A 21,558-nucleotide genomic window follows, 5' to 3' on the forward strand; every position below is an offset into this window, starting at 1 on the left:
TGGAGTCGCGCGGCCCCTGCCGCTCGCGGAGCTCGCCGCCTTCGGGCTGTCCAAGGCCGCGCAGGCGGCCTTGGAGCCGCGGCCCTGCCGCTCACGGAGCTCGCGGCCTTCGGGCTGTCCAAGGCCGCGCAGGCGGCCTTGGAGCCGCGGCCCTCAGTCCCAGCGCCAGGTCCAGATCACGTCGAGCGCGGTGTCGTCGCCGGTCTGTGCGCGGATCGTCAGGCGCCGCGCGGCGCGGTAGATCAGCTGCCAGCTGCCCGCGGTGGCGTTGACGCCGCGTTCGTAGGCCACGTACCAGCGGCGGCTGAGCTGCTTGCCGACGGTGACCACGGTGTCGCGCAAGTCGCCGTCTTCGGTCTGCGCCACCGACAGCTCGTCGATACCCAGGCGCTGCAGCACGTTGACGCCGCCGTCCTCGCCGGCCAGCAGCGCCAGCGCGGCGCTTTGCAGCAGGGCCGCGTCGGCACGGCCGAGCCCGTCGGGCTCGCGGCCGAGCAGCAGCCACGACAGCTTGTCGACGTCGGGCATCGGCGGGTCGCTGTACAGGCGCACGCGCGGGCTCTGCGCGGTGCCGCCGATCTCCACGCCGACCTCGACGTCCAGGTTCGGCCGCACGGCGAGGATGTCGAGCCGCGGGTTGTCGACGGCGCCGGTGAATACCACTTCGCCACGGTCGATCTGCAGCCGCTGACCGTAGGCGTTGTAGCCGCCGTCCTCGGCGCGCACTGTGCCGTGCAGCGCCGGCCGCCCGCCCGGCGTGGTCAGCGCCAGCTGGCCGCGCAGCGTGGTCTCGAGCCCGCGCCCGCGCAGGCGCAGCGCGCGGCCCAGGTCGATGTCCATCCGCACGTCGACCGTGCGCTGCGCCGCACGCTCGCGCACGGGCGCCGGCCCGGGCGGCGATGCGCCGCGGCGCACCACGGTGACGTCGGCGTCGAGCGCGGGGGCGTCGGCGCGGCTGAAGTCGAACAGCCCGCGGTCGACCGCGAGCCGGCCTTCGACGCGGATCGCCTGCGCGTCGAGCGTCGCGTCGGCGTGGCCGCTGACCACCAGCCGGCGGTCGACGCGGCCGATCACCTGCATCTGCTGCGCGAGCAGCCGCAGTTGCGCGCGCGGCGTGGCGCCGAACGTCGCGCCGCCGCTGAGCTCGAGCGTGCCGTCGCCGCCGCGGAAGCGGAATCGTTCGATGCGCGCCTGCGCGCCGGCCAGCGTCAGCGCCAGCTCGCCGTCGCGCACGTCGACACCGTGCAGCACGTGGCGCACCGCCAGGCCGGTGCCGGTCAGCGCACCGGTGTACTCGGGCGCACCGAAGCGCCCGCCCAGCGTCGCGCTCGAGTGCAGCGCGCCGCCCAGCCGCCAGCCCGGCGGCAGCCACGGGGCCCACACGCCGACGTGGGCCACCGTCAGCTCGGCGACGCCCTCCAGCGGCGTGTCGGCGGCCGGCCAGGTCGCGGCGGCGCCCGGGCGCAGGCTCTGCGCACCGGCCAGCACCCCGACCTGCGCGCCGGCCAGCGCCTGCGTAAAGTGCCAAACGCCGTCGTGCGCCGCCAGCGCGAAGCGCAGGTCGGTCAGGCCGAAGGGCTGCCGGCTGCCGGCCTCGACCAGTGCCAGGTCGCCGCCGCGGCGTTCGACGACGAGGTCGGCGTCGAAGCGTTCGGCGGCGCGCAGGCGCAGCGTCGCGCCCAGGCGCAGGTCGCCGTCCCAGCCGAAATCGGGTTGCAGGCGTTGCAGCCAGGCGGCCACCGCGGTGGGTTCGATCTCGGCGTCGACCTCCAGCGTCGGCCGACCGCCCTGCGGCGCGGCACGCCACTGCAGTTCGCGCCAGCGCAGCGTCGCGTCGAGCAGCTGCAGCTGACCGGGGTCGGCACGGGCGGCGCGCGGCACGCCGCCGGCGCCGAGCTCCACTGCGAGTGCCAGCGATCGCGCGCGCAGCCAGTCCACAGCGATCGGCTCGCCGCGTGCGTCGTGCGGGCCGGCCTGCGCGTCGGCCACGCGCGCGCGCCAGCGGTGGCCGTCGGCGACCGGCTCGACGCCTCCGTCGCCCGCCACGCGCAGCCGCGTGCCGGTGGCCGCGGCGCCGCGCGGCAGCCACGCGTCGGTCCACGCCGGCGGTCGCAGCGGGCTCGCGGCGTCGACCTCGAAGCGGTGGGCCGCGGCGCTGCCGTCGACCTGCGCGCGCAGCCGCTGCACGCGCTGCGCCTCGACCACCAGCGCCTCGGCGTCGACGGCCAGGCGCAGCGGCGCGTCGCGGCGCGTCAGCGCGTCGACGGGCAGCGACCAATGCAGCGTCGCGCGGTCGACGCCCAGCGCCTCGCTGCGCAGCCCGGCGACGCGCAGTTCGCCTTCGGTGCGCAGCGCCGGCCAGCGGCCCTCGGCGCGCGCGCTGCCGGTCAGCGTGCCGGCGCGAGGCAGCCAGCGCGCGGCGGCCGGAAAGGCGCGCGCCAGCGGCGCCAGCCGCGCCAGCTGCGGCGCGTCGAGCTGCGCCTGCCAGCGCCCGCCGGTGGCCGCGTCGCCGCGCAGCGCCAGCACATTGCCCGCCAGGCGCAGGTCGGCGCTGCCCTGCGCCGCGGCGGCGTCGGCGCGGGCCCAGTCGAGGCGCCCGGCCAGCGGCAGCGCGGCGACCACGCTGGCCTCGCCGATCTCGACGCGCGCGCGCCCGCGCAGCGCGTCCGGCGCCGCGCCGGCGGGCAGGCGCAGGTCGGCGTCCCACTGCGCGTCGAGCCGGTGCGGGCCCTGCCACGCCGGCGCGTCGACACCGGCGAGCCACGGCTGCGGGTCGAAGCGCTCGATGCGCCCGCGCGTGGCCAGCGACCAGGCGCCGGCGGCGCTGCGCGCCGCGCGTGCGTCGAGGCGCAGCCGTGCGGCGCCGGCGTCGGCCTCGAGCCGGGGCACGGTCAGGTCGAGCGCGCGGCCGGCCGAGCGCAGCGTCGCGGCGAGTTCGACGCGCAGCGGCGGCGCGTCGGGCCGCGCGCCGAAGCGCCCGCCGAGCCGTGCCGACAGCTCGGCGACGACGGCCGCCGCAGCGTCGCGCGCCGCGGCCGGATCGGGCGAGGGCAGGCCGCGTGCGTTCAGCGTCAGCGGCCCGTCGATGGTCATCGCCGGCGCGCGGGCGTCGAGCGCGTCGGGGCGCAGCGCTTCGACGCGCAGGTCGAGCTGCAGCGTGTCGCCTTGCCAGCGCCCGCTGCCGCTGGCGCGTCCGGCAACGCCGCGCTCGTGGCCCAGCCGGGCGTCGAGCCGCAGCAGCTCGAGCGTGTCGCGCGCGTCGGCGCGGCCGCGCAACGTCAGCTGCAGCCGCTGCAGCGGCAGCCGCGCGCGGTCCCAGCGACCGGGCAGCGCGTTGACGATGTCGATGTCAGCCTCGATCGGCGCGTCGATCGCGCTGCTGCGCACGTCGGCGCGCCCGCTCAGCCGGGTCGCGGGCGCCTGTGCCGACAGCGACGCGAGGTCGAAGTCGCGCACCTCGAGCTGCAGCGCCTGCAGCGGCCAGGCGGCGAACGGCTCTAGCGTCGCGCGGGCGTCGAGCGTCGCCGCCGGGTCGCGGCTGTCGACGCGCGCGCTCGCCTGCAGCCGCTGCAGCGGGCCGTCGACGCGCAGCTGCCCGATCCAGGGCGCGCGCCCGGGCGCCGATTGCGCGTCGAGCTGCAGCCGCAGCGGCAGGTCGCCCGCGGTGCCGATCTCGCCGTGCGCGCGCAGCGCCACGCCGTCGACGCGCAGCGCCAGCCGCGACACGCGGTGCGCCCGCCCGCCGTCGGCGCCGACCTCGGCGTCGAGCCGCAGCGCCTCGACGGGCGGCAGCGCGTCGACCTGCAGCTGCTCGACACGCAGGTCGACCAGCCGCGCGTGCAGTGGCAGCCGCAGTTGCGTCGGCGCCGGGGCGCGGTCGCTCGACGACGGCGCGCCGCCTTGCCACTCGACGCGCAGCGCGCGCGCGTCGACCAGGTCGACGCCGATCCACGCGCCCGGCGGCGCCCAGCGCCAGACGAGGTCGCTCCATCGCAGGTCGTCGACGACCAGCCGCGAGCGGCCGTCGCTCCAGTGCACGCGCGCCGCCTCGAACGCGCCGCCGGCCAGCGCGCCGCGCGGCGCGCTGACCTGCAACCCCGCCTGCGCCAGCAGCCAGGCGCTGCCGGCGGTGGTGCCCAGCGCCCAGGCCAGCAGCACCGCCAGCGCCAGCGGCAACCCCAGCGCGAGCACGAGCAGCAGGCGCGGCAGCGACATGCCTCGCGCGTCGGGCCTGGCGAAGCGTCGCATCGCCGTGCGGTTCAGAACACCACGCCCACGCTGAGGTGCGTGCGCCAGCTGCGGATCGCTTCGCCGTACGCGACGTCGATCGACAGCGGCCCCACCGGGCTGCGCCAGCGCAGCCCCAGGCCGGCGCCGGTCACCGGCTCGAGGTCGGTCCAGCGGTCGGCGGCCTGGCCGACGTCGACGAACGCCGCCCACCACAGCGACGGCATGCGCCGCGTCAGCGGCCGCGCGACCTCGACGCTGCCGGTGAACAGCACGTTGCCGGCGGTGACCACACCGTCGATCACGGTGCCGAGCGAGCGGTAGTCGTAGCCGCGCACCGAGTGGTCACCGCCGGCGCGGAACTTCAGCGTGTCGGGCACCTGCACGCCCTCGGGGCGCAGCACCTGGCCCAGCTCGACGCGCGCCTGGGCGTACCAGCCGCCCAGCGGCCGGTACGCCGTGACGCGCCCGTACAGCCGCGAGAACGCGCCACTGTCGGCGTAGTCGCTGGTGGCCCAGCCGAGCGCGCCCTGCAGCGACACCGACACGCCGCGCGTGGGCAGGATCACGTCGTCGAGGTCGCGCCAGACCCAGTGGTAGTTGCCCGAGTACGCGGTGGCGGTGCGGCTGACCAGCTCGTCGCGCGTGAGCGCGGCGTCGCGTCCGCGCACCGTGGCCTGCTCGACCTCGGCGAACAGCGCGCGGTCGATGCGCACCGTGTCCTGCGTCAGGCCGACGCGCGCGCGCCAGGACGTGGTGACGTCGTCGTCGGCCACCTCGCGCTGGTACGCGCTGCCGACCAGCCGGCGCCAGTAGCCCGGGCCGGGGTAGCCGGCGAGCTCGCCGTCCCACGACTGCAGCTTGCGGCCGAGCTCGACGCGGTTGCGCACGATCGCCGCCCAGCCGAACGGCTTGCGGTGCGTGTGCGTCAGCGACGTGCGCGGCCCGACGTTGGTGCTGTAGCCGACGCCGGCGGTGACCTCCTGCAGCGGCTTCTCGCGCACGCGCACCGTCACCGGCGTGGCCGCGGCGCGGGTCACGTCGGGGTCGACCGACACCGTCGCGCCGTCGAACAGGCGCGACGCGATCAGCCGCTCCTGGTAGTCGATCAGCAGCTTCTCGCCGGCCGGCGTGCCCGGCGCGAACCCGGCGAGGTGGCGCACCGGGTCGTCGACGTAGCGCTCGAGCCCCTCGATGACCAGCTCGCCGGTGCGAAACAGCGGCCCGCTGTCGGCGACGACGAACAGCCGCGCGCGGCCGTCGGCGACGTCGACCTGCGCCGCGGTGCCGCTCCACTGCGCCGTGAGGTAGCCCTCGGCGCGCAGCCGGTTCAGCACCGCGGCCTTGGCGGCGCTCCACTCGGCGTTGCGAAACGGCGCACCGGCGCTCAGCCGCCAGTCGTCGACGAGCGCGCGGGTCAGCTCGCGCGCGCGCGCGTCGCCGCCCCGCGCCAGCGCGTCGAGCTCGCCCTGCACCTCGACCGTGACCGTGCCGACGCGCACGCGCTCGCCGGGGTCGATGCGCAGCGCGACGTTCGGGATGCCGTCGGCCGCGCCGCCGTCGCGCGACAGCTCGATCGTCGGCTCGAAGTAGCCCTCGGTCTCGAGCAGCGCGCGCGCCTGCGCCGGCGTCGCCGCGAGCAGGCGGTCGAGCTCGTCGGCGCCGACCGGCTCGCCGGGCGCGAGCACGTGCAGCCGCGCCAGGTCGAGGTGCGCCTCGAGCAGCTCGCGCAGCGGTGCCGGGGCGCGCACCTCCAGGCGCACCGCCGGCGGCGGGGGGGGCTCGGGTGGCGGCTGCAGTCGCAGCGCCTCGGTCGAGCCGCAACCGGCGGCCAGCAGCGCCAGCGCCGCCAGCAGCGCCGCGGCCGCGGCGCGCGCGAGCGTCATTTGCTCAGCAGCCGCATCGCCTGTTCGAGTCCGGCCAGCGTCAGCGGGAACATGCGCTGGTTCATCAGCTGCTGCACGATCGCGATGCTCTGCCGGTACTGCCACACGCCCTGCGGCTCGGGGTTGATCCAGGCGAACTTCGGGAACGCGTGCGTCAGCCGCTGCAGCCACTCGGCGCCCGGCTCCTCGTTGTTGTACTCGACGCTGCCGCCGGCCTGCAGGATCTCGTACGGGCTCATCGTCGCGTCGCCGACGAAGACCAGCTTGTAGTCCTTGTTGTACTTGCGGATGATGTCCCAGGTCGGGAACTTCTCGGCGAAGCGGCGCCGGTTGTTCTTCCACATGAAGTCGTAGACGCAGTTGTGGAAGTAGTAGAACTCGAGGTGCTTGAACTCGGTCTTGGCGGCGCTGAACAGTTCCTCGACGCGGTGGATGTGCTCGTCCATCGTGCCGCCGACGTCCATCAGCAGCAGCACCTTCACCTTGTTGTGGCGCTCGGGCACCATCTTGATGTCGAGCATGCCGGCGTTCGCCGCGGTGGAGTGGATCGTGTCGTCGAGGTCGAGTTCCTCCTCGGCGCCCTCGCGCGCGAAGCGGCGCAGCCGGCGCAGCGCGACCTTGATGTTGCGCGTGCCCAGTTCCTTGGTGTCGTCGTAGTCCTTGTAGGCGCGCTGGTCCCAGACCTTGACCGCGCTTCGGTTGCGCCCCTTGTCCTGGCCGATGCGGATGCCCTGCGGGTTGTAGCCGTAGGCACCGAACGGGCTGGTGCCGCCGGTGCCGATCCACTTGCTGCCGCCGGCGTGGCGCTCCTTCTGCTCCTCGAAGCGCTTCTTCAGCGCTTCCATCAGCTCGTCCCAGCCCATCTTCTCGATGGCCGCCTTCTCCTCGGGCGACAGCTCGAGCTCGAGCGTCTTGCGCAGCCACTCCAGCGGCACCTCCTTGCTGAAGTCGACGAGCATCTCGACGCCCTTGAAGTAGGCGCCGAACGCACGGTCGAAGCGGTCGTAGTGCGCCTCGTCCTTGACCAGCGCGGTGCGCGCGAGGTAGTAGAAGTCGTCGACCGACGGGCCGATGACCTGCGCGCGCAGCGCCTCGAGCAGCGTCAGGTATTCCTTCACCGACACCGGCAGCTTGGCCGCGCGCAGCGTGTAGAAGAAGTCGATCAGCATGGCGCTTCGGTCCGCAACGGGGTCCATCGGACCCGCTGGGCGATTGTGGACCAAGGCGGCCCGGCGCGCCGGCGGGCTTCACTTCGGCGCGGATTGGCCGATATGCCGAGGGCACGCGACCCTCCCGGTCGCCGCGTGCGCCCATGACGAACGTCCAGGTCCTGATCGCCATCGTGCTGCTGCAGCAGGGTTTTTTCGGCCTGGTGTGGCTGGGCGCGGCCTGGCTGCGGCTGGCGCGCCGGCCCGCGCTGCACTGGGGCGCGACGACGCTGCTGCTGGCCGCGGGCATGGCGCTGCTGATCGAGCGCGACGCCATCGGGCCCTGGGCCGGCCGCGCGCTGCCGTACGTGGTCAACGTGCTGGCGTTCGCCGTGGCCCGCCGCGGCATCCAGCGGTTCGCCCGGCTGCGCGTGACCGATGCCGAGCACGCCGGTGTGGTCGCGCTCACGGCGGCGGCGGTCGTCGCGTCGGTGGCCGGCGTCGTCGACCCGGCCGTCGCGCGGGTCGCGGGCACCGCGGGCATGGCCTGGAGCCTGCTGCGCGGCGGCGCCGAGTTGGTGCGTGGGCTGCGGCGCGAGTTCGGCGCGCTGGCCGCGTGGGCCTGCTCGGTGCCGCTGTGGCTGATCGCCGCGCTGCTCGCGCTGCGCGGGGCCAGCCCGCTGTGGAGCGGTCACCGGGCCGGGCTGCCGCTGACCGTCGACACCGGGGTCAACGTCGCACTGATGTTCGCCTTCATCGCGCTGGGCATGATGCTCAACGCCGGCCTGTGCGCGATGGTCGTGCTGCGCCTGGTGCGCCGCCTGCAGCACCTGTCGCGGCACGACGCGCTGACCGGCGTGCTGAACCGCCGCGGGCTCGAGCTGGCGCTGCAGGTCGAGCACGAGCGGCTGCGCCGCTACGGCCGGCCCTACGCGCTGGTGGCCGTCGACATCGACAGCTTCAAGCGCATCAACGACACGCACGGCCACGCGGCCGGCGACGCGGTGCTCGCGGGTCTGGCCGACACGCTGCGCGGCAGCTGCCGCGAGCTGGACCGCGTCGCACGCACCGGCGGCGAGGAGTTCTGCGTGCTGCTGCCCGAGGCGGACCTCGGCGCCGCCGAGCGCGCCGCGCGCCGGCTGCTCGGCGAGGTGCGGGCGCGCCGCTTCGACGTCGCCGACGGCAGCCTGCGCGTGACGGTCAGCCTCGGCGTGGTCGTCGCCGACGACCGCGACGAGTCGCCGGACGCGCTGTGGCGCCGTGTCGACCGCGCGCTGTACGCCGCGAAGGACGGCGGGCGCGACCGCGCGGTGCTGGCGGCGGCCGGCGCCTCAGCGCCGCAGCCGCTCGCGGCCTGAGCGCCGCGCCGCGCTCGACCGCGCGTGCCGCTCGAGCCAGGCGAAGAACTCGCCGTACCACATGCGGCTGTTGCGCGGCTTGAGCACCCAGTGGTTCTCGTCGGGGAACCACAGCAGCCGTGCGTCGACGCCCCTGGCCTTGAGCGTGTTGTAGTACGCCAGCCCCTGCGCGTCGGGCACGCGGTAGTCGAGCGCGCCGTGGATCACCAGCGTCGGCGTGGCCATCGCCGCGGCGAAGGCGTGCGGGCTCTGCGCGTGCACGCGCGCCATGTCGTCCCAGTAGTTCGCGCCCAGCTCCTGCGGGAACCAGGTGTACGCGTCCTCGGCGAACATGCCGACCCAGTCGAAGCAGCCGGCGTGGCACACGTAGGCGGCGTAGCGCCCCGGCGGCACGTGGCCGTTCATCCACGCGACCAGGTAGCCGCCGTAGCTGCCGCCGCTGGCGTAGATCCGGTCGCGGTCGACCCAGGGCTGGTGCCGCAGCCAGTCGGTGGCGGCCTCGAGGTCGGCCAGCTCGAGCTGGCCCCAGCGGTGCGTGATGCTGTCGAGGAAGGCGTAGCCGAAGCCCGACGAGCCGTGGTAGTTGACCGCGGCGACGACGTAGCCCTGCGCGGCAAACACCGGGTTGCTCCAGCGGTAGTGCCAGGTGTCGCCGGCGGCGGTGTGCGGGCCGCCGTGGATCACGTGCAGCACCGGGTGCTTGCGCGCGCCGCGGCCGCCGCGCCCGAGTCCCGGCGGGTGGACCAGCCACATCTGCACCGGGTCGGGCGTGCGGCCTTCGGCGCTGGCGCCGTCGAACCACACCTCCTCGACGCGGCCGAGGTCCACGCCGGCGAGCAGGGCGTCGTTGAAACGTTCGATGCGCCGCGCCGGCCGGCCGGGCAGGTGCGCGTGCACGCGCACCGGGTGCAGCATCGCGTCGGCGGCGGTGACGAGCACGCCGGCGGCCTTGTCGAAGTGCTGCACCCAGCCGCCGGCGACCAGCACCTCGGCACGGCGGTCGGGCAGGTCGAAACGCCACAGGTGGCGGCGGCCCTTCTGCTCGGCGGTGAACAGCAGCGCCTGGCCGTCGTCCTCCCAGTGCAGCGGCGCGTTCACCGCGTGGTCCCACTCGGCGCTGACCACCTCCCACGTGCCGCCGTCTCGCTGCCACAGCGCCAGCTGCGCCGGCATCGTGTGCTTGCGGCCCTGGTGGCTGGCGAGGAACGCGATGCGGTCGCCGTCGGGCGCGTAGCGCGGCGCGGCGAAGTCCCAGTCGGCGTGCTGCGCGAGCACGCGCACGGCGCCGCCGGACAGGTCGATCTCGCCGATCGCGAAGCGGTTGTCGAGCCGCTTCTCGGGCACCGGGTCGAACGCGAAGGCGATGCGCCGTCCGTCGGGCGAGACGTCGAACGCGTCGGCGTCGGGCTCGGCGCGGCTGAGCTCGTACGGCGTGCCCTCGAACAAGTCGCGCGGCGTCGGCTGCCTGGCGTCGACGTCGATCAGGTGCAGGCGCGGCACGCGGCCCATCGGCACGTGGTGGTCCCAGTAGCGGTACAGCGCCTCGCCGGTGGCGTAGCCGCTTTCCTTGCGCTGCTTGAATGCCTTCAGCCGTCGCGCCTGCGCCCTGGGCCCCTTCGTGTCGGGCCAGACCCACGAGACGAAGGCGACGCGCCGGCCGTCGGGCAGCCACCTGAAGGCCTCGACGCCGGTGGCGACCTCGGCCACGCGGCGCGCCTCGCCGCCGTCGGCGTCGATCACGTACAGCTGGTTCTCGTCGTCGCTGCGCCCCTGCTGATCGCGCCGGGCGACGAACGCGATGCGGTGGCCGTCGGGGCCGAAGCGCGGCGCGCCGTCCTTGTCGCCGCACTGCGTCAGCGCGCGCGGCCGCCCGCCCAGCGTCGACAGCAGCCACAGGTTCGACGTCGCCTTGTTGTCGTCCATCGAGTGCCGCGTCACCGCGACGACGGCCTGCGCGCCGTCGGGCGACAGGCTCGGCGCGCCGACGCGCTCGACGCGCCACAGCAGCTCGACGTCCATCGTGCGGCGCTTCGCGGGGGGCTTGCGTTTGTCGCTCATCGGGTGGCCTCGCGGTGGAGGGGGGGCGGCTTCAGCCGCCGGCGGGCGGCAGGCGCCGCTGGCAGTGGAACTTCTCGATGCCGCAGGCGAAGCCCGCGATGCGGTGCGTCTCCTCGTATCCCAGACGGCGGTAGAACGCCGGCGCCTGGAAGCTGAAGGTGCTGCAGTACACCAGCGTGCAGCCGCGCCCGGCGGCGCGCGCCTCGAAGCGGCGCAGCAGCGCGGTGCCCAGCCCGCGGCCGCGATGCCGCGCGTCGACCCACAGCTGCTGCAGCTCGGCGCACTCGCCCCAGGTGCGGCCGACGGCGCCGCCGATCACTGCGCCGTCGGCGTCGCGCGCCACGCAGGCCAGCGCGCGCACGTCGGCCAGCTGCGGCGCGGCGCGGCGGTTCGCCTCGTCGAGCCCGTGGTCGACGGCGGCGACCGCGTCGCCGTCGGGGTCGTCGTCGAAGCGCGGCGCAGCCTCAGGCATCGCGGGGGCGTTCGAGCTGCCAGCGCAGGTGCGAACGCACGGTGGGCCACTCGGCGGCGGTGATGCTGTACACCGCGGTGTCGCGCAGCGTGCCGTCGGCGGCGCGCTGGTGGCTGCGCAGGATGCCGTCGAGCTGCGCGCCCAGGCGTTCGATCGCGCGCCGGCTGGCGGTGTTGAAGCGGTGCGTGCGGAACTCGACGGCAATGCAGTCGAGCGTGTCGAACGCGTGCGCGAGCAGCAGCAGCTTGCACTCGGTGTTCAGCGGCGTGCGCTGCACGCGGCGCGCGTACCAGGTGCTGCCGATCTCGACGCGGCGGTGCACCGCGTCGACGTTCATGTAGGTGGTCATGCCCACCGGCGTGCCGCCGGCGTCGAGCACCGTGAACGGCAGCATGCGGCCCGCGGCGTGCTGCGCCAGACGGCGTTCGATCTCGGCGGCCATGCCCTCGGGCGAGGGGATCGACGTGTACCACAGCCGCCACAGCTCGCCGTCGCGCACCGCGTCGGCCAGCGCGTCGCGGTGCGACGCGTCCAGCGGCAGCAACGCCGCGTGGCGCCCCTGCAGGATCACGGGTGCAGGCCAGGTCATCGGGAACGCGTCCCGCGCTCAGCGCCCGGTCGGCGGCGTGCTCACCGGTTGTGCCGCTGCATGAACACCAGCTTCTCGAACAGCGAGACGTCCTGCTCGTTCTTCAGCAGCGCGCCCACCAGCGGCGGCACCGCGACCTTCTCGTCCTTGCTGTGCAGCGCCTCGGCGGGGATGTCCTCGGCCACCAGCAGCTTGAGCCAGTCGAGCAGCTCCGAGGTGCTGGGCTTCTTCTTCAGCCCGGGCAGGCCGCGCACGTCGTAGAAGCTCTTCATCGCCGCGGCGAGCAGCTCGCGCTTCAGTCCGGGGAAGTGCACGTCGACGATGCGCTGCATCGTCTCGGCGTCGGGGAACTTGATGTAGTGGAAGAAGCAGCGGCGCAGGAAGGCGTCGGGCAGCTCCTTCTCGTTGTTCGACGTGATGATCACCACCGGGCGGTGGCGGGCCCGGATCAGCTGGTGCGTCTCGTAGACGAAGAACTCCATCCGGTCGAGCTCGCGCAGCAGGTCGTTCGGGAACTCGATGTCGGCCTTGTCGATCTCGTCGATCAGCAGCGCCACCGGCTGTTCGGCGGTGAAGGCCTGCCACAGCACACCCTTGACGATGTAGTTGTGGATGTCCTTGACCCGCTCGTCGCCGAGCTGGCTGTCGCGCAGGCGGCTGACCGCGTCGTACTCGTACAGCCCCTGCTGGGCCTTGGTCGTGCTCTTGATGTGCCACTGCAGCAGCGGCATCCCCAGCGCGGTGGCCACCTCCTCGGCGAGCATCGTCTTGCCGGTGCCCGGCTCGCCCTTGACCAGCAGCGGGCGCTTGAGCGTGATCGCCGCGTTGACCGCCAGCATCAGGTCGGGCGTGGCGACGTACTGCTCGGAACCGGTGAACTTCATGATCTGCGGCAAGGGTACGAATGGGTCGGGCCAGTATATAGGCGCCCCCTATAATCGCCGCCGTTTCAGCCCCCGTGCCGCTGCGCACGGTTCGCCATCCCTTCCCGCACACGAGAGACGATGAAGCGCGCACTGCTCTTGACGCTGGCCCTGCTCGGGTCGATTTCCGCCGCGACGGCGCAGGACGCGGCCGGCAACGCCCAGGACGGCGCACGCAGGGTCGCGATGTGCATCGGCTGCCACGGCATCCCCGGCTACCAGGCGAGTTTCCCCGAGATCCACAAGGTGCCGATGATCTCGGGCCAGGGCGAGAAGTACCTCGCGGCGGCGCTGCAGGCGTACAAGAAGGGCGAGCGCCGGCACCCGACGATGCGCGCCATCGCGGCGTCGCTGAACGACAAGGACATCGCCGACCTCTCCGCGTACTACGCCGACCACGGTGCCGCCAACCCCGAGGTGCCCGACACCGCCGCGCCGGCACCGGCGAAGGTGGCCGAGCTGCTGGCCAAGGGCGCGTGCGTGTCGTGCCACGGCGAGAACTTCAACAAGCCGGTCGACGGCAGCTACCCGAAGATCGCCGGCCAGCACGCCGACTACCTCGCGGCGTCGCTGCGCGCGTACCGCACCACCGGCAACGCCAACGTCGGGCGCGCCAACCCGATCATGGCCGGCATGGTGCAGCAGTTCAGCAACGCCGAGCTGAAGGCGATGGCCGAGTACCTGGCGTCGCTGCCCGGCGACCTGCGCACGGTGCCGCAGCCGCGCTTCCGCCGCTGACCGCCCGCCGCATCCGCGCGAAGCCGCCCCCCGGGCGGCTTCGTCGTTTCTGTCCGGCGCGGCTGTGCCAACATCGCGCCTCGCGAACCGCGACGACGAGGCCACGATGATCGAACTGACGCTGCCGACGATGACCTGCGGGCACTGCGTGAAGACCGTCACCGAGACGATCCGCCGCGTCGATGCCCAGGCGCAGGTGACGATCGACCTGCCGACCCACCGGGTGCGCATCGAGACCACGCAGCCCGCCGAGCCGTTCCGCGCGGCGCTGGCCGAAGAGGGCTACGAGCCGGGGTGATCGGGGCTTGCGGCAGCGGTCGCGGCCGCGCGCGCCGCGCCGGCGCCCGCGGTCGGGTTTGCCCCGCGGGCACGCCGCGGGCGCGTGCCTACACTCGCCGTCTTGCCATGTCACCCGCGAGGGCCGCGATGAAGACGCTCACGTTCCTGCGCCCGCTCCTCGGGCTCGCCGCGCTGTGCGCCGCCCTGTGGGCGGTGCCCGCCGCCGCGCAGACGCTGCGCTGGGCCAGCCAGGGCGACCCGCAGACCATGGACCCGCACTCGCAGAACGAGTCCATGACCAACATGATGAACGGCCAGGTCTACGAGCGGCTGGTGCGCCGCGACCGGCAGCTCAACATCGTGCCCGGCCTGGCCACCGAGTGGCAGCAGGTCGGCCCGCTGCTGTGGCGCTTCAAGCTGCGCCCCGGCGTGAAGTTCCACGACGGCAGCGCCTTCGGCGCCGACGACGTGGTCTATTCGGTGCAGCGCGCGCAGGCGCCGACCTCGCAGATCGCCAACTACGCCAACGGCGTCGGCCGCCCGGTGAAGGTCGACGACCTGACCGTCGAGTTCCACCTGGACAAGGTCAACCCGATCTTCCTGCAGCACCTCGACGCGCTGTGGATGATGAGCAAGTCGTGGTCCGAGAAGCACGGCGTGACGCGCCCGCTCGACTTCAAGAACAAGGAGGAGAGCCACGCGTCGCTGAACGCCAACGGCACCGGCCCGTACCTGCTCGTGAGCCGCCAGCCCGGCATCCGCACCACCTACCGGCGCAACCCCGCGTGGTGGGACCGCCACGAGGGCAACGTGCAGGAGATCGTGTTCACGCCGATCGCCAACGACGCGACGCGGCTGGCGGCGCTGGTGTCGGGCGAGATCGACTTCGTGCTCGACCCGGCGCCTCGCGACGTGCCGCGGCTGCGCGCGACGCCGGGCGTGAAGGTGATCGACGGGCCCGAGAACCGCATCGTCTTCATCGGCATGGACCAGCACCGCGACGAGCTGCTGCACGGCAGCGTCAAGGACCGCAACCCGTTCAAGGACGTGCGCGTGCGCCGCGCGCTGTACCACGCGGTCGACATCGAGACGATGCGCACGCGGCTGATGAACGGCCAGAGCCACCCCACCGGCGGGCTGACGCCGTCGCCGCTGGGCAGCTACAACGACGCCGACATCGAGAAGCGCCTGCCGTACGACGTCGCGCTGGCGCGCCGGCTGATGGCCGAGGCCGGCTACGCGAACGGCTTCGAGGTCACGCTCGACTGCCCGAACAACCGCTACGTCAACGACGAGGAGATCTGCATCGCGCTGGCCGGCATGTGGGCGCAGATCGGCGTGCGGGTGCGCGTCAACGCGATGCCGCGCGCCACCTACTTCCCCAAGCTCGAGAAGTACGACACCAGCATGTACATGCTCGGCTGGGGCGGCGCGGTGACCGACGCCGAGACGACGCTGACGCCGGTGATGCGCAACCCCGGCGACAAGGGCGTGGGTTTCTACAACTACGGCCGCTCGCGCAACGACAAGTTCGACGAACTGGCCGCCGCGTCGAGCGTCGAGGCCGACCCGGCCAAGCGCGAGCAGCTCGTCAAGGCGGCGCTGCGCGAGTTCAAGGAGCAGGTGCACGTCCTCCCGCTGCACCGGCAGGTGATCCCGTGGGCCGCGCGCGCGAACGTCGACGTCGTGCACCGCGCCGACAACTGGTTCGAGGTGCAGTGGGTGAACGTGCGGCCGCGCTAGGCGGCGCGCCTTCGCCTCAGCCGAAGTACGCCTTGCGCACGTACTGGTCGACCATGCGCTCGGTGTTGAAGAACGAGCCGTTCAGCGCGATGGCGTGCTTCATCACGTCGATGTAGCGGTCGCGGTCGCGGTAGTACAGCGGCAGGATCACGTTCTCGAGCTTGTTGTACAGCGCCGCCGCGTCGCCGGCGCGGTCTTCGCCGGCGGCGGTGGCGTGGCCGTTGCTGATCGCCCAGCCGGTGACGCCCTCGATGCAGCCCTCCATCCACCAGCCGTCGAGCACCGACAGCTGCGGCACGCCGTTGACCGCCGCCTTCATCCCGCTGGTGCCCGACGCCTCGAGCGGCGGCAGCGGCGTGTTCAGCCACAGGTCGACGCCCGAGACCATGAGCCGCGCGAGCGCCATGTCGTAGTCCTCGAGCCAGACCACCTCGAGCTTGCCGCGCAGCGCGGCGATGTGCTCGAACACGCGACGGATCAGTTCCTTGCCGCCGCCGTCGCGCGGGTGCGCCTTGCCGGCGTAGACGATCTGGATCGGGCCGGCGGCATGGTGCAGCGCGAGCAGCCGGTGCAGGTCGTGGAACAGCAGGTCGGGGCGCTTGTAGGGCGTCGCGCGGCGCGCGAAGCCGAGCGTGAACACGTTGGCGAACAGGCCGGCGTCGCAGCGCGCGTTGACCTCGGCGACCAGCGCCTCCTTGGCCTGCTGGTGCGCCGCCCACAGTTCCTGGCGCGGGATGCCCAGCGCGTAGCGCAGGCTGGCGTTGTCGTCGCGCCACGCGGTGATGTGCCGGTCGAACAGCGCCTGCAGCGGCGGCGCGGCCCAGAAGCCGGCGTGCACGCCGTTGGTGATCGAGTCGACCTTGTAGTGGGTGAACATCTGCCGCGACACCTCGCCGTGGCGCTTGGCCACGCCGTTGACGTAGTGGCTGTTGTCCAGCGCGAGGTAGGTCATGTTCAGCTTGCCGTCCAGGCAGAACTCGATCGCGCTGCGGTCGTACGCGTGGCCGTAGCAGGTCAGCACCTCGCGCAGCAGGCGCAGCGGGAACTGGTCGTGCCCGGCGGGCACTGGCGTGTGCGTGGTGAACACGCACAGCGGGCGCACCGCCTCGGACAGGTCTCGCGTGACCACGCTCTGTCCGCGGCGCAGCATCTCCTCGTGACCGAGTTCGAGCACCAGCAGCGCCGCGTGCCCTTCGTTCATGTGGTAGCGCGACAGCCCGTCGTAGCCGAGGGCGCGCAGCATGCGCACGCCGCCGATGCCCAGCACGATCTCCTGCAGCAGCCGGTAGCGTTCGTCGCCGCCGTACAGGTGGTCGGTGATGCGGCGGTCGTCGTCGGCGTTGTCGGGCAGGTCGGTGTCGAGCAGCAGCACCGGCACCACGTGCCCGCCGTGGCCCTTGACCTCGTCGCGCCAGGCGCGCAGCAGCACGTCGCGCCCGGCGATGTTCACGCGCACGCGCGCCGGCATCTCGGCCAGCACGTCCTCGGGGCGCCAGGTCCAGGGTTCTTCGCGCTGCTGGCCGACGGCGTCGAGCCGCTGGCGGAAGTAGCCCTGGCGGTGCACCAGCGACACCGCGACCATCGGCACGCCGCCGTCGGCGGCCGAGCGGATCGTGTCGCCGGCGAGCACGCCGAGGCCGCCGCTGTAGGTGGGCAGCGCGTCGGCCAGCGCGATCTCCATCGAGAAATAGGCGATGCGGGTGTGGGCGGGCATGGTGCGCAGGCGGTGGGCGGCGCCGCCACTCTAACCCGGGAGCCGACGTGCGGCCGTCGGCGCGCCGCGCTCAGTCCTCGGCGGCGTCGAGCAGCCGCTCGCGGATCGCCCAGCGCACCACCGCGGCGATGTCGGTCAGCCCGAGCTTGGCCATCAGCCGGCTGCGGTAGGTGTCGACGGTCTTCGGCGACAGGTGCAGCGCCTCGCCGATCGTCGCGCTCGACGCGCCGCGCGCGACCATCACGAGCACCTGCTGCTCGCGCGGCGACAGGGCGTCGAGCGAGTCCGACGCCGGCGCGTCGCCGGTCAGCACGCTGGCGGCGAACTCGGCAGCCTGCGGCGACAGGTAGCGCCGGCCGGCGGCGACCGCGTCGACGGCCTGCAGCAGCTCGGTGCTCGGCGAACCCTTGAGCAGGTAGCCCCAGGCGCCGTGGCGCATCGCCTCGGCGACGTGGCGCGGCTGGTCGGACATCGTCAGCACGATCGCTCGCACCGCCAGCTGCCGGCGTTGCAGCTCGGCGAGCAGCTCCAGGCCCGAGCGCTGACCCAGGCGCAGATCGAGCAGCGCGATGTCGGGTTGCAGTCGCGCCAGTTCGGCCAGCGCCGGTGTCGGGCCGGCCGCTTCGCCGACGATCTCGTGGCCTGCGGCGCCGAGCACCAGGCGCAGCCCGTCGCGCACGATCGCGTGGTCATCGATCAGGTAGATCCGGCTCATCGGCAGGGGTCCAGACAAGCCCGACGATGGTGCCACGGCCCACCTCGCCGTGCACCGTCAGCGTCGCGCCGATGGCCAGTGCGCGCTCGCGCATGCCGACCAGCCCCAGGTGCCCGGGCCGGCTGGAGGTCGACGCCGGCACGCCGCCGACGCCGTCGTCGCGGATCGCCAGCCGCATCTCGCCGCCGTCGCCGTCGAGATGCACGACGATGTTCGACGCCCGGGCATGTTGCAGCGCGTTGGCCAGCGCCTCGCGCGCGATCAGCGATCATGAACGCCGCGTACTCGACATCGGCCGGCCAGCGGTGATCGGCCAGTCGCGCGGCGACCTCGAGCCGCAGCGCCGGCCGTTCGTCGACCGGGCGCTGGCGCCGCAGCTCGTTGTCCAGTGCCGCGGCCAGCCCGCGGTCGTCGAGCAGCGGCGGGCGCAGATCGCCGAGCACGTTGCGGATCTGGCGGTTCGCGGCCTCGATCAGCGTCCTCAGCCGGCCGTGCTGCAGCGAGGCCGGCGGCCCGACGGGCGCCGGCAGCGCCTCCCAGTGCAGGCGCAAGGCGCTGAGCGTCTGTCCGAGCTCGTCGTGCAACGCCTGCGCCAGCCGGCGGGTGGTCTGCTTCTCCTGTGCCAGCAGGCGCTGGGTCAGCTGCATCAGTTCGCTGCGCGTGGCCTCGATCGCGCGTTCGTGTGCCACGCGCTGCGTGACGTCGCGCAGGATCGCCGTCAGCACCGGCTGCCCGTGCACGACCGCCTTCGAGATCGACGCCTCGAGCTCGACCGCGCGCCCGTCGGCGTGCCGCGCCTGAACGGGCCCCGCGCCCATCGGGCGTCGCGCCACCGCGCAGCGCAGGAACGCCGCCAGCTGCGCGTCGTGTGCGTGCTGCGCAGGTTCGGGAACCAGCTGTCGCACCGGCTGGCCGATCATCCGGGCGGCCGGGACGCCGAAGATGCGTTCCGCCGCCGGGTTGAACAGCGTGATGCGCCCGGCCGCGTCGATCGAGACGATCGCGTCGCTGGCGCCGTCGACGATCGCCGACAACCGCGCGCGGCTGTCGGCCAGTGCCTGTTCGGCGCGATGGCGCTCGGTGATGTCGTTGCAGGTGATCACCGCGCCGGCGAAGCCGCCGGCGTCGTCGTGCAGCGGAAACGCATTGAGCGACACGACGCGTCGCTGCGCATCCGGCCGCTCGATGGCGACGACCAGGCCGCGCACCTCGGCCTCGCCGCTGCGCAGCCGCTCGAAAGGATGCGCTTCGCGCGGGAGCTCGCCGCCGCCGGGCCACGCGCGCTGCCACGGCACGCGCTCGAAGTGCTGCCCGACGATGTCCGCGGCGCCGATGCCCAGGATGCGCAGCACCGCGCGGTTGGCCAGCGTGTAGTGCCCCCGCGCGTCGATCAGCGCCAGCCCCTCGGCCATCGTCTGCACCACGCGCTCGAGCTGCTCGCGGCTGCGGCGCAGCGCCAGTTCCGCCTGCTTGCGTGCGGTGACGTCCATGCCGATGCCGACCAGCCGCCGCGCGCGGCCGCCGCTGCGCAGCGCGCGACCGTGGATCGCGTGCCAGCGCGACCCCTGGGGATGCGCCACGCGGAACTCGACGCTCAGCGGCGCGTCGCGGCGAAGTGCGCGCCGAACGGCGCGGCGCAACGCGCTGCGGTCGTCCGGGTGGACCGCCTCGAAGGTCTGGGCGACGGTGCGCGGCAGCCGCTCGGCGGTCACGCCGAACACCTTCTCGTAGCCGGGCGACCAGGCCAGGCGCGGCTCCGGGGTGTCCAGGTCGACGTCCCAGGTGCCGATGTGCGCCGCCTCGATCGCCAGGCGCAGCCGGGCTTCGCTGCGCTCGAGCGCGTGGTGCAGCTCGCGCTGCTCGGTCACGTCGCGAAGGATCACGCCGTAGCGCGCGGACCCCGGCGCCAGGCCGAGCGCGTACACCGAACCCTCGAGCGAACGCGGGCGGGCGTCGGCGGTGCCCGACGCCGCGGCCACCGCGCAGTGACCGGCGCGCAACGCCTGCTCGAGCCAGCCGGCCACGGCGTCGCCGGCGTCGACCAGCTCGGCCAGCGGGCGACCGATCGCTTCGGACGCGGCGCGGCCGCTCAGCCGCTCGGCACCGCGGCTCCACTCGAGCACGCGCCCTTCGCGGTCCAGCGTCGCGAGCAGGTCGTCGACGGCGGCGTCGGCGAGCGCACGCAGCCGCCCGGCCAGCGCGTCGGCGCGGGCACGCGCGATGCGCTCGGCGCGGACGTCCTGCACCACGGCGATCGCGCCGTCGAGCCGGCCCTCGGCGTCGACCAGCGGCACCAGCTGCCACTGCACCGCGACGCGGCCGCCATCGGGGCGCAGCGCGTCGAAGCGCGCCGCGACCTCGCCGGGCGGTTCGGCCAGCTGGTCGAACAGGCGCAGGAATTCGCCGCGCTCGACGGCGTCGAACAGGAACTCGGCGGCGAGGCGCCCGCGCACCTGCTCGGTGGTCCAGCCCAGCAGCCGCGTGTAGCTCGGGTTCAGGTACTCGACGCGCAGGTCGCGGTCGACCAGCGCGACGCCCACGGGCAGGTGGTCGATCACGCGCTTGAGTTCGCGCGCGCCGCGGGCGAGCCGGCCGACCAGCGTCTCGCGCCCGGGGGGTGCCGGGGCGGCGGCGAGCTCGCGTGCGATGGCGTCGACGCCCTCGGCCATCGACCGCGGCTGCGGCGCCGCCTGCAGGCGCGCCAGCACGCTGTCGAACACCGGGTCCCAGGGGCGCAGCAGCCGCCGCGCGAGCAGGTAGCCGGCCAATCCCAGCGCCAGCGCGGCGAGCGTGGCCAGCGCCAGCATCGAGCGCGTCACGACCTGCACCGGCTGCAGCGCGACGTCGCGGTCCTGCAGCACCAGCACACGCCAGGGCAGCGCAGCCCCCGCGTACCCGCCGAGGTCGCGCGACGCGGCGAAGTGGCTGCGCCCATCGGCGTCGCGCACGCCGCCGGCCGGGCCGGGCGCGGCCGGCAGCACCGGCGGGGGCGCGGTGTTCAGCACGCTGCGGCCGTCGGCGCGCGACAGCAGGTGCGCCTGCAGCCCGAACTCGCGCGCGACGGCGGCCGGTCCGGTGGCCGCCTCGAGCAGCCGCTCGATGCCGCCGGCGTCCACCTGCGCGACGAGGACGCCCAGCAACCGGCCCTGCGCGTCGTGCACCGGCTCGCCGATGTCGAGCCGTGGCGTCGTGCGCTGACCCGACGGCGCGGCGTCGACGACGCCGATCCAGCCGGCGGTGCGTGCGCGTCGAAACGCCGGGTCGTCGGCGATCGACTGCCCCTCCAGCCGGCCCTGCGTGGCGGCGACGACCTGCCCGGCGGTCGACACGAGAGCCAGCCACACGAACTGGCCCGATGCGCCGGTCAGGGACTCGAGCTCGGCGCGCACGCGCTCGGCCGGGGGCTGACCCTGCAACCGCGGCGAGCGGGCGAGCCACTGCACCTGCAGCACCCGGGCGTCGAGCGCGTCGGCCAGCTCGCGCGCGAGCGTGGCCGCGCGGTGCTCGACGCGCAGCAGCGTGCGCCGCGACAGGTCCTCGACGAGCAGCGTGCGCGTGACGACCAGCAAGACGGCGGTCGTCGCCACCACCGCCAGCGCCGGCAGCAGGGCGTAGCGCACCGGCAGCGGCCAGCGCGCCGCAGCCGCCGTGCTTCGGTCGTCGCCATCAGGGCGGCTGCGGGTCATGGCCATCGCGGTGTGTCGCCTC

The 21,558-nt window shown here is 74.1% G+C and carries 14 protein-coding genes; 4 read left to right on the forward strand and 10 right to left on the reverse strand.

Translation table 11 applies throughout. From position 1 onward, the window contains the following. Positions 1-153: 153 nt before the first annotated feature. From PKC53_RS00190 to PKC53_RS00200, 3 genes are read right to left on the reverse strand one after another with little or no spacing between them, the layout of a single operon-like run. On the reverse strand, positions 154-4,215 hold the full coding sequence (locus PKC53_RS00190; protein WP_324425052.1) for a translocation/assembly module TamB domain-containing protein: 4,062 nt from the start codon (positions 4,213-4,215) through the stop codon (positions 154-156). Positions 4,216-4,259: 44 nt separating this feature from the next. Next, on the reverse strand, positions 4,260-6,113 hold the full coding sequence (locus PKC53_RS00195; RefSeq protein WP_324425054.1) for a BamA/TamA family outer membrane protein: 1,854 nt from the start codon (positions 6,111-6,113) through the stop codon (positions 4,260-4,262). Beyond that, complete coding sequence (locus PKC53_RS00200) at positions 6,110-7,282, reverse strand: VWA domain-containing protein (protein ID WP_324425056.1); 1,173 nt, start codon at positions 7,280-7,282, stop codon at positions 6,110-6,112. The genes PKC53_RS00195 and PKC53_RS00200 overlap by 4 nt, the downstream gene beginning before the upstream one ends. A gap of 143 nt (positions 7,283-7,425) precedes the next feature. Between PKC53_RS00200 and PKC53_RS00205 the strand changes: the two genes are divergently transcribed. Then, complete coding sequence (locus tag PKC53_RS00205; protein WP_324425058.1) at positions 7,426-8,619, forward strand: GGDEF domain-containing protein; 1,194 nt, start codon at positions 7,426-7,428, stop codon at positions 8,617-8,619. On the opposite strand, the gene PKC53_RS00210 is transcribed toward PKC53_RS00205, so the two are convergent. The 4 genes from PKC53_RS00210 to PKC53_RS00225 are packed head-to-tail and all read right to left on the reverse strand — an operon-like array spanning position 8,593 to position 12,622. Then, a complete protein-coding gene (locus tag PKC53_RS00210; protein ID WP_324425060.1) occupies positions 8,593-10,677 on the reverse strand; it encodes a S9 family peptidase in 2,085 nt (694 codons plus the stop codon). The genes PKC53_RS00205 and PKC53_RS00210 overlap by 27 nt on opposite strands. 31 nt (positions 10,678-10,708) lie before the next feature. Further along, a complete protein-coding gene (locus PKC53_RS00215) occupies positions 10,709-11,149 on the reverse strand; it encodes a GNAT family N-acetyltransferase (protein WP_324425062.1) in 441 nt (146 codons plus the stop codon). Beyond that, positions 11,142-11,738, reverse strand: a complete 597-nt coding sequence (locus tag PKC53_RS00220) for a GNAT family protein (RefSeq protein ID WP_324425064.1) — start codon at positions 11,736-11,738, stop codon at positions 11,142-11,144. Before PKC53_RS00220 ends, PKC53_RS00215 begins: the two co-directional genes overlap by 8 nt. A 41-nt stretch (positions 11,739-11,779) precedes the next feature. Beyond that, positions 11,780-12,622 carry a MoxR family ATPase gene (locus tag PKC53_RS00225; protein WP_324425376.1) on the reverse strand — a complete coding sequence of 281 codons (843 nt, stop codon included), beginning with the start codon at positions 12,620-12,622 and terminating at the stop codon, positions 11,780-11,782. A gap of 120 nt (positions 12,623-12,742) precedes the next feature. On the opposite strand from PKC53_RS00225, the gene PKC53_RS00230 reads away from it, so the two are divergent. The 3 genes from PKC53_RS00230 (at position 12,743) to PKC53_RS00240 (ending at position 15,421) form a co-directional block, all read left to right on the forward strand. Next, positions 12,743-13,399 (forward strand): c-type cytochrome, encoded by a 657-nt coding sequence (locus PKC53_RS00230; protein WP_324425066.1) that lies wholly within the window; start codon positions 12,743-12,745, stop codon positions 13,397-13,399. Positions 13,400-13,505: 106 nt separating this feature from the next. Next, entirely contained in the window at positions 13,506-13,697 is a 192-nt protein-coding gene (locus PKC53_RS00235; protein ID WP_324425068.1) for a heavy-metal-associated domain-containing protein, read from the forward strand. Positions 13,698-13,825: 128 nt separating this feature from the next. Then, a complete protein-coding gene (locus PKC53_RS00240; RefSeq protein ID WP_324425070.1) occupies positions 13,826-15,421 on the forward strand; it encodes an ABC transporter substrate-binding protein in 1,596 nt (531 codons plus the stop codon). A 16-nt stretch (positions 15,422-15,437) separates the two neighbouring features. Here the strand turns inward: PKC53_RS00240 and glgP are convergent, their stop codons facing one another. The 3 genes from glgP to PKC53_RS00255 form a co-directional block, all read right to left on the reverse strand. Beyond that, entirely contained in the window at positions 15,438-17,135 is a 1,698-nt protein-coding gene (glgP, locus tag PKC53_RS00245; RefSeq protein ID WP_324425072.1) for an alpha-glucan family phosphorylase, read from the reverse strand. A 70-nt stretch (positions 17,136-17,205) separates the two neighbouring features. Beyond that, complete coding sequence (locus PKC53_RS00250) at positions 17,206-17,850, reverse strand: response regulator transcription factor (RefSeq protein ID WP_324425074.1); 645 nt, start codon at positions 17,848-17,850, stop codon at positions 17,206-17,208. Continuing rightward, positions 17,847-21,542, reverse strand: coding sequence for a PAS domain S-box protein (locus tag PKC53_RS00255; RefSeq protein WP_324425076.1), 3,696 nt, complete (start codon positions 21,540-21,542; stop codon positions 17,847-17,849). The genes PKC53_RS00250 and PKC53_RS00255 overlap by 4 nt, the downstream gene beginning before the upstream one ends. Positions 21,543-21,558 lie beyond the last annotated feature (16 nt).

It is taken from the genome of Azohydromonas sp. (assembly GCF_035325925.1).
GTDB lineage: Bacteria > Pseudomonadota > Gammaproteobacteria > Burkholderiales > Burkholderiaceae_C > Calidifontimicrobium.

Coding starts and splice junctions, on each gene's coding strand:
- PKC53_RS00240 (WP_324425070.1), top strand. CDS start 13,826: ATGAAGACGCTCACGTTCCTGCGCCCGCTCCTCGGGCTCGCCGCGCTG.
- PKC53_RS00220 (WP_324425064.1), bottom strand. CDS start 11,738: ATGACCTGGCCTGCACCCGTGATCCTGCAGGGGCGCCACGCGGCGTTG.
- PKC53_RS00210 (WP_324425060.1), bottom strand. CDS start 10,677: ATGAGCGACAAACGCAAGCCCCCCGCGAAGCGCCGCACGATGGACGTC.
- PKC53_RS00250 (WP_324425074.1), bottom strand. CDS start 17,850: ATGAGCCGGATCTACCTGATCGATGACCACGCGATCGTGCGCGACGGG.
- PKC53_RS00195 (WP_324425054.1), bottom strand. CDS start 6,113: ATGACGCTCGCGCGCGCCGCGGCCGCGGCGCTGCTGGCGGCGCTGGCG.
- PKC53_RS00235 (WP_324425068.1), top strand. CDS start 13,506: ATGATCGAACTGACGCTGCCGACGATGACCTGCGGGCACTGCGTGAAG.
- PKC53_RS00190 (WP_324425052.1), bottom strand. CDS start 4,215: ATGTCGCTGCCGCGCCTGCTGCTCGTGCTCGCGCTGGGGTTGCCGCTG.
- PKC53_RS00200 (WP_324425056.1), bottom strand. CDS start 7,282: ATGCTGATCGACTTCTTCTACACGCTGCGCGCGGCCAAGCTGCCGGTG.
- glgP (WP_324425072.1), bottom strand. CDS start 17,135: ATGCCCGCCCACACCCGCATCGCCTATTTCTCGATGGAGATCGCGCTG.
- PKC53_RS00255 (WP_324425076.1), bottom strand. CDS start 21,542: ATGGCCATGACCCGCAGCCGCCCTGATGGCGACGACCGAAGCACGGCG.
- PKC53_RS00205 (WP_324425058.1), top strand. CDS start 7,426: ATGACGAACGTCCAGGTCCTGATCGCCATCGTGCTGCTGCAGCAGGGT.
- PKC53_RS00225 (WP_324425376.1), bottom strand. CDS start 12,622: ATGAAGTTCACCGGTTCCGAGCAGTACGTCGCCACGCCCGACCTGATG.
- PKC53_RS00230 (WP_324425066.1), top strand. CDS start 12,743: ATGAAGCGCGCACTGCTCTTGACGCTGGCCCTGCTCGGGTCGATTTCC.
- PKC53_RS00215 (WP_324425062.1), bottom strand. CDS start 11,149: ATGCCTGAGGCTGCGCCGCGCTTCGACGACGACCCCGACGGCGACGCG.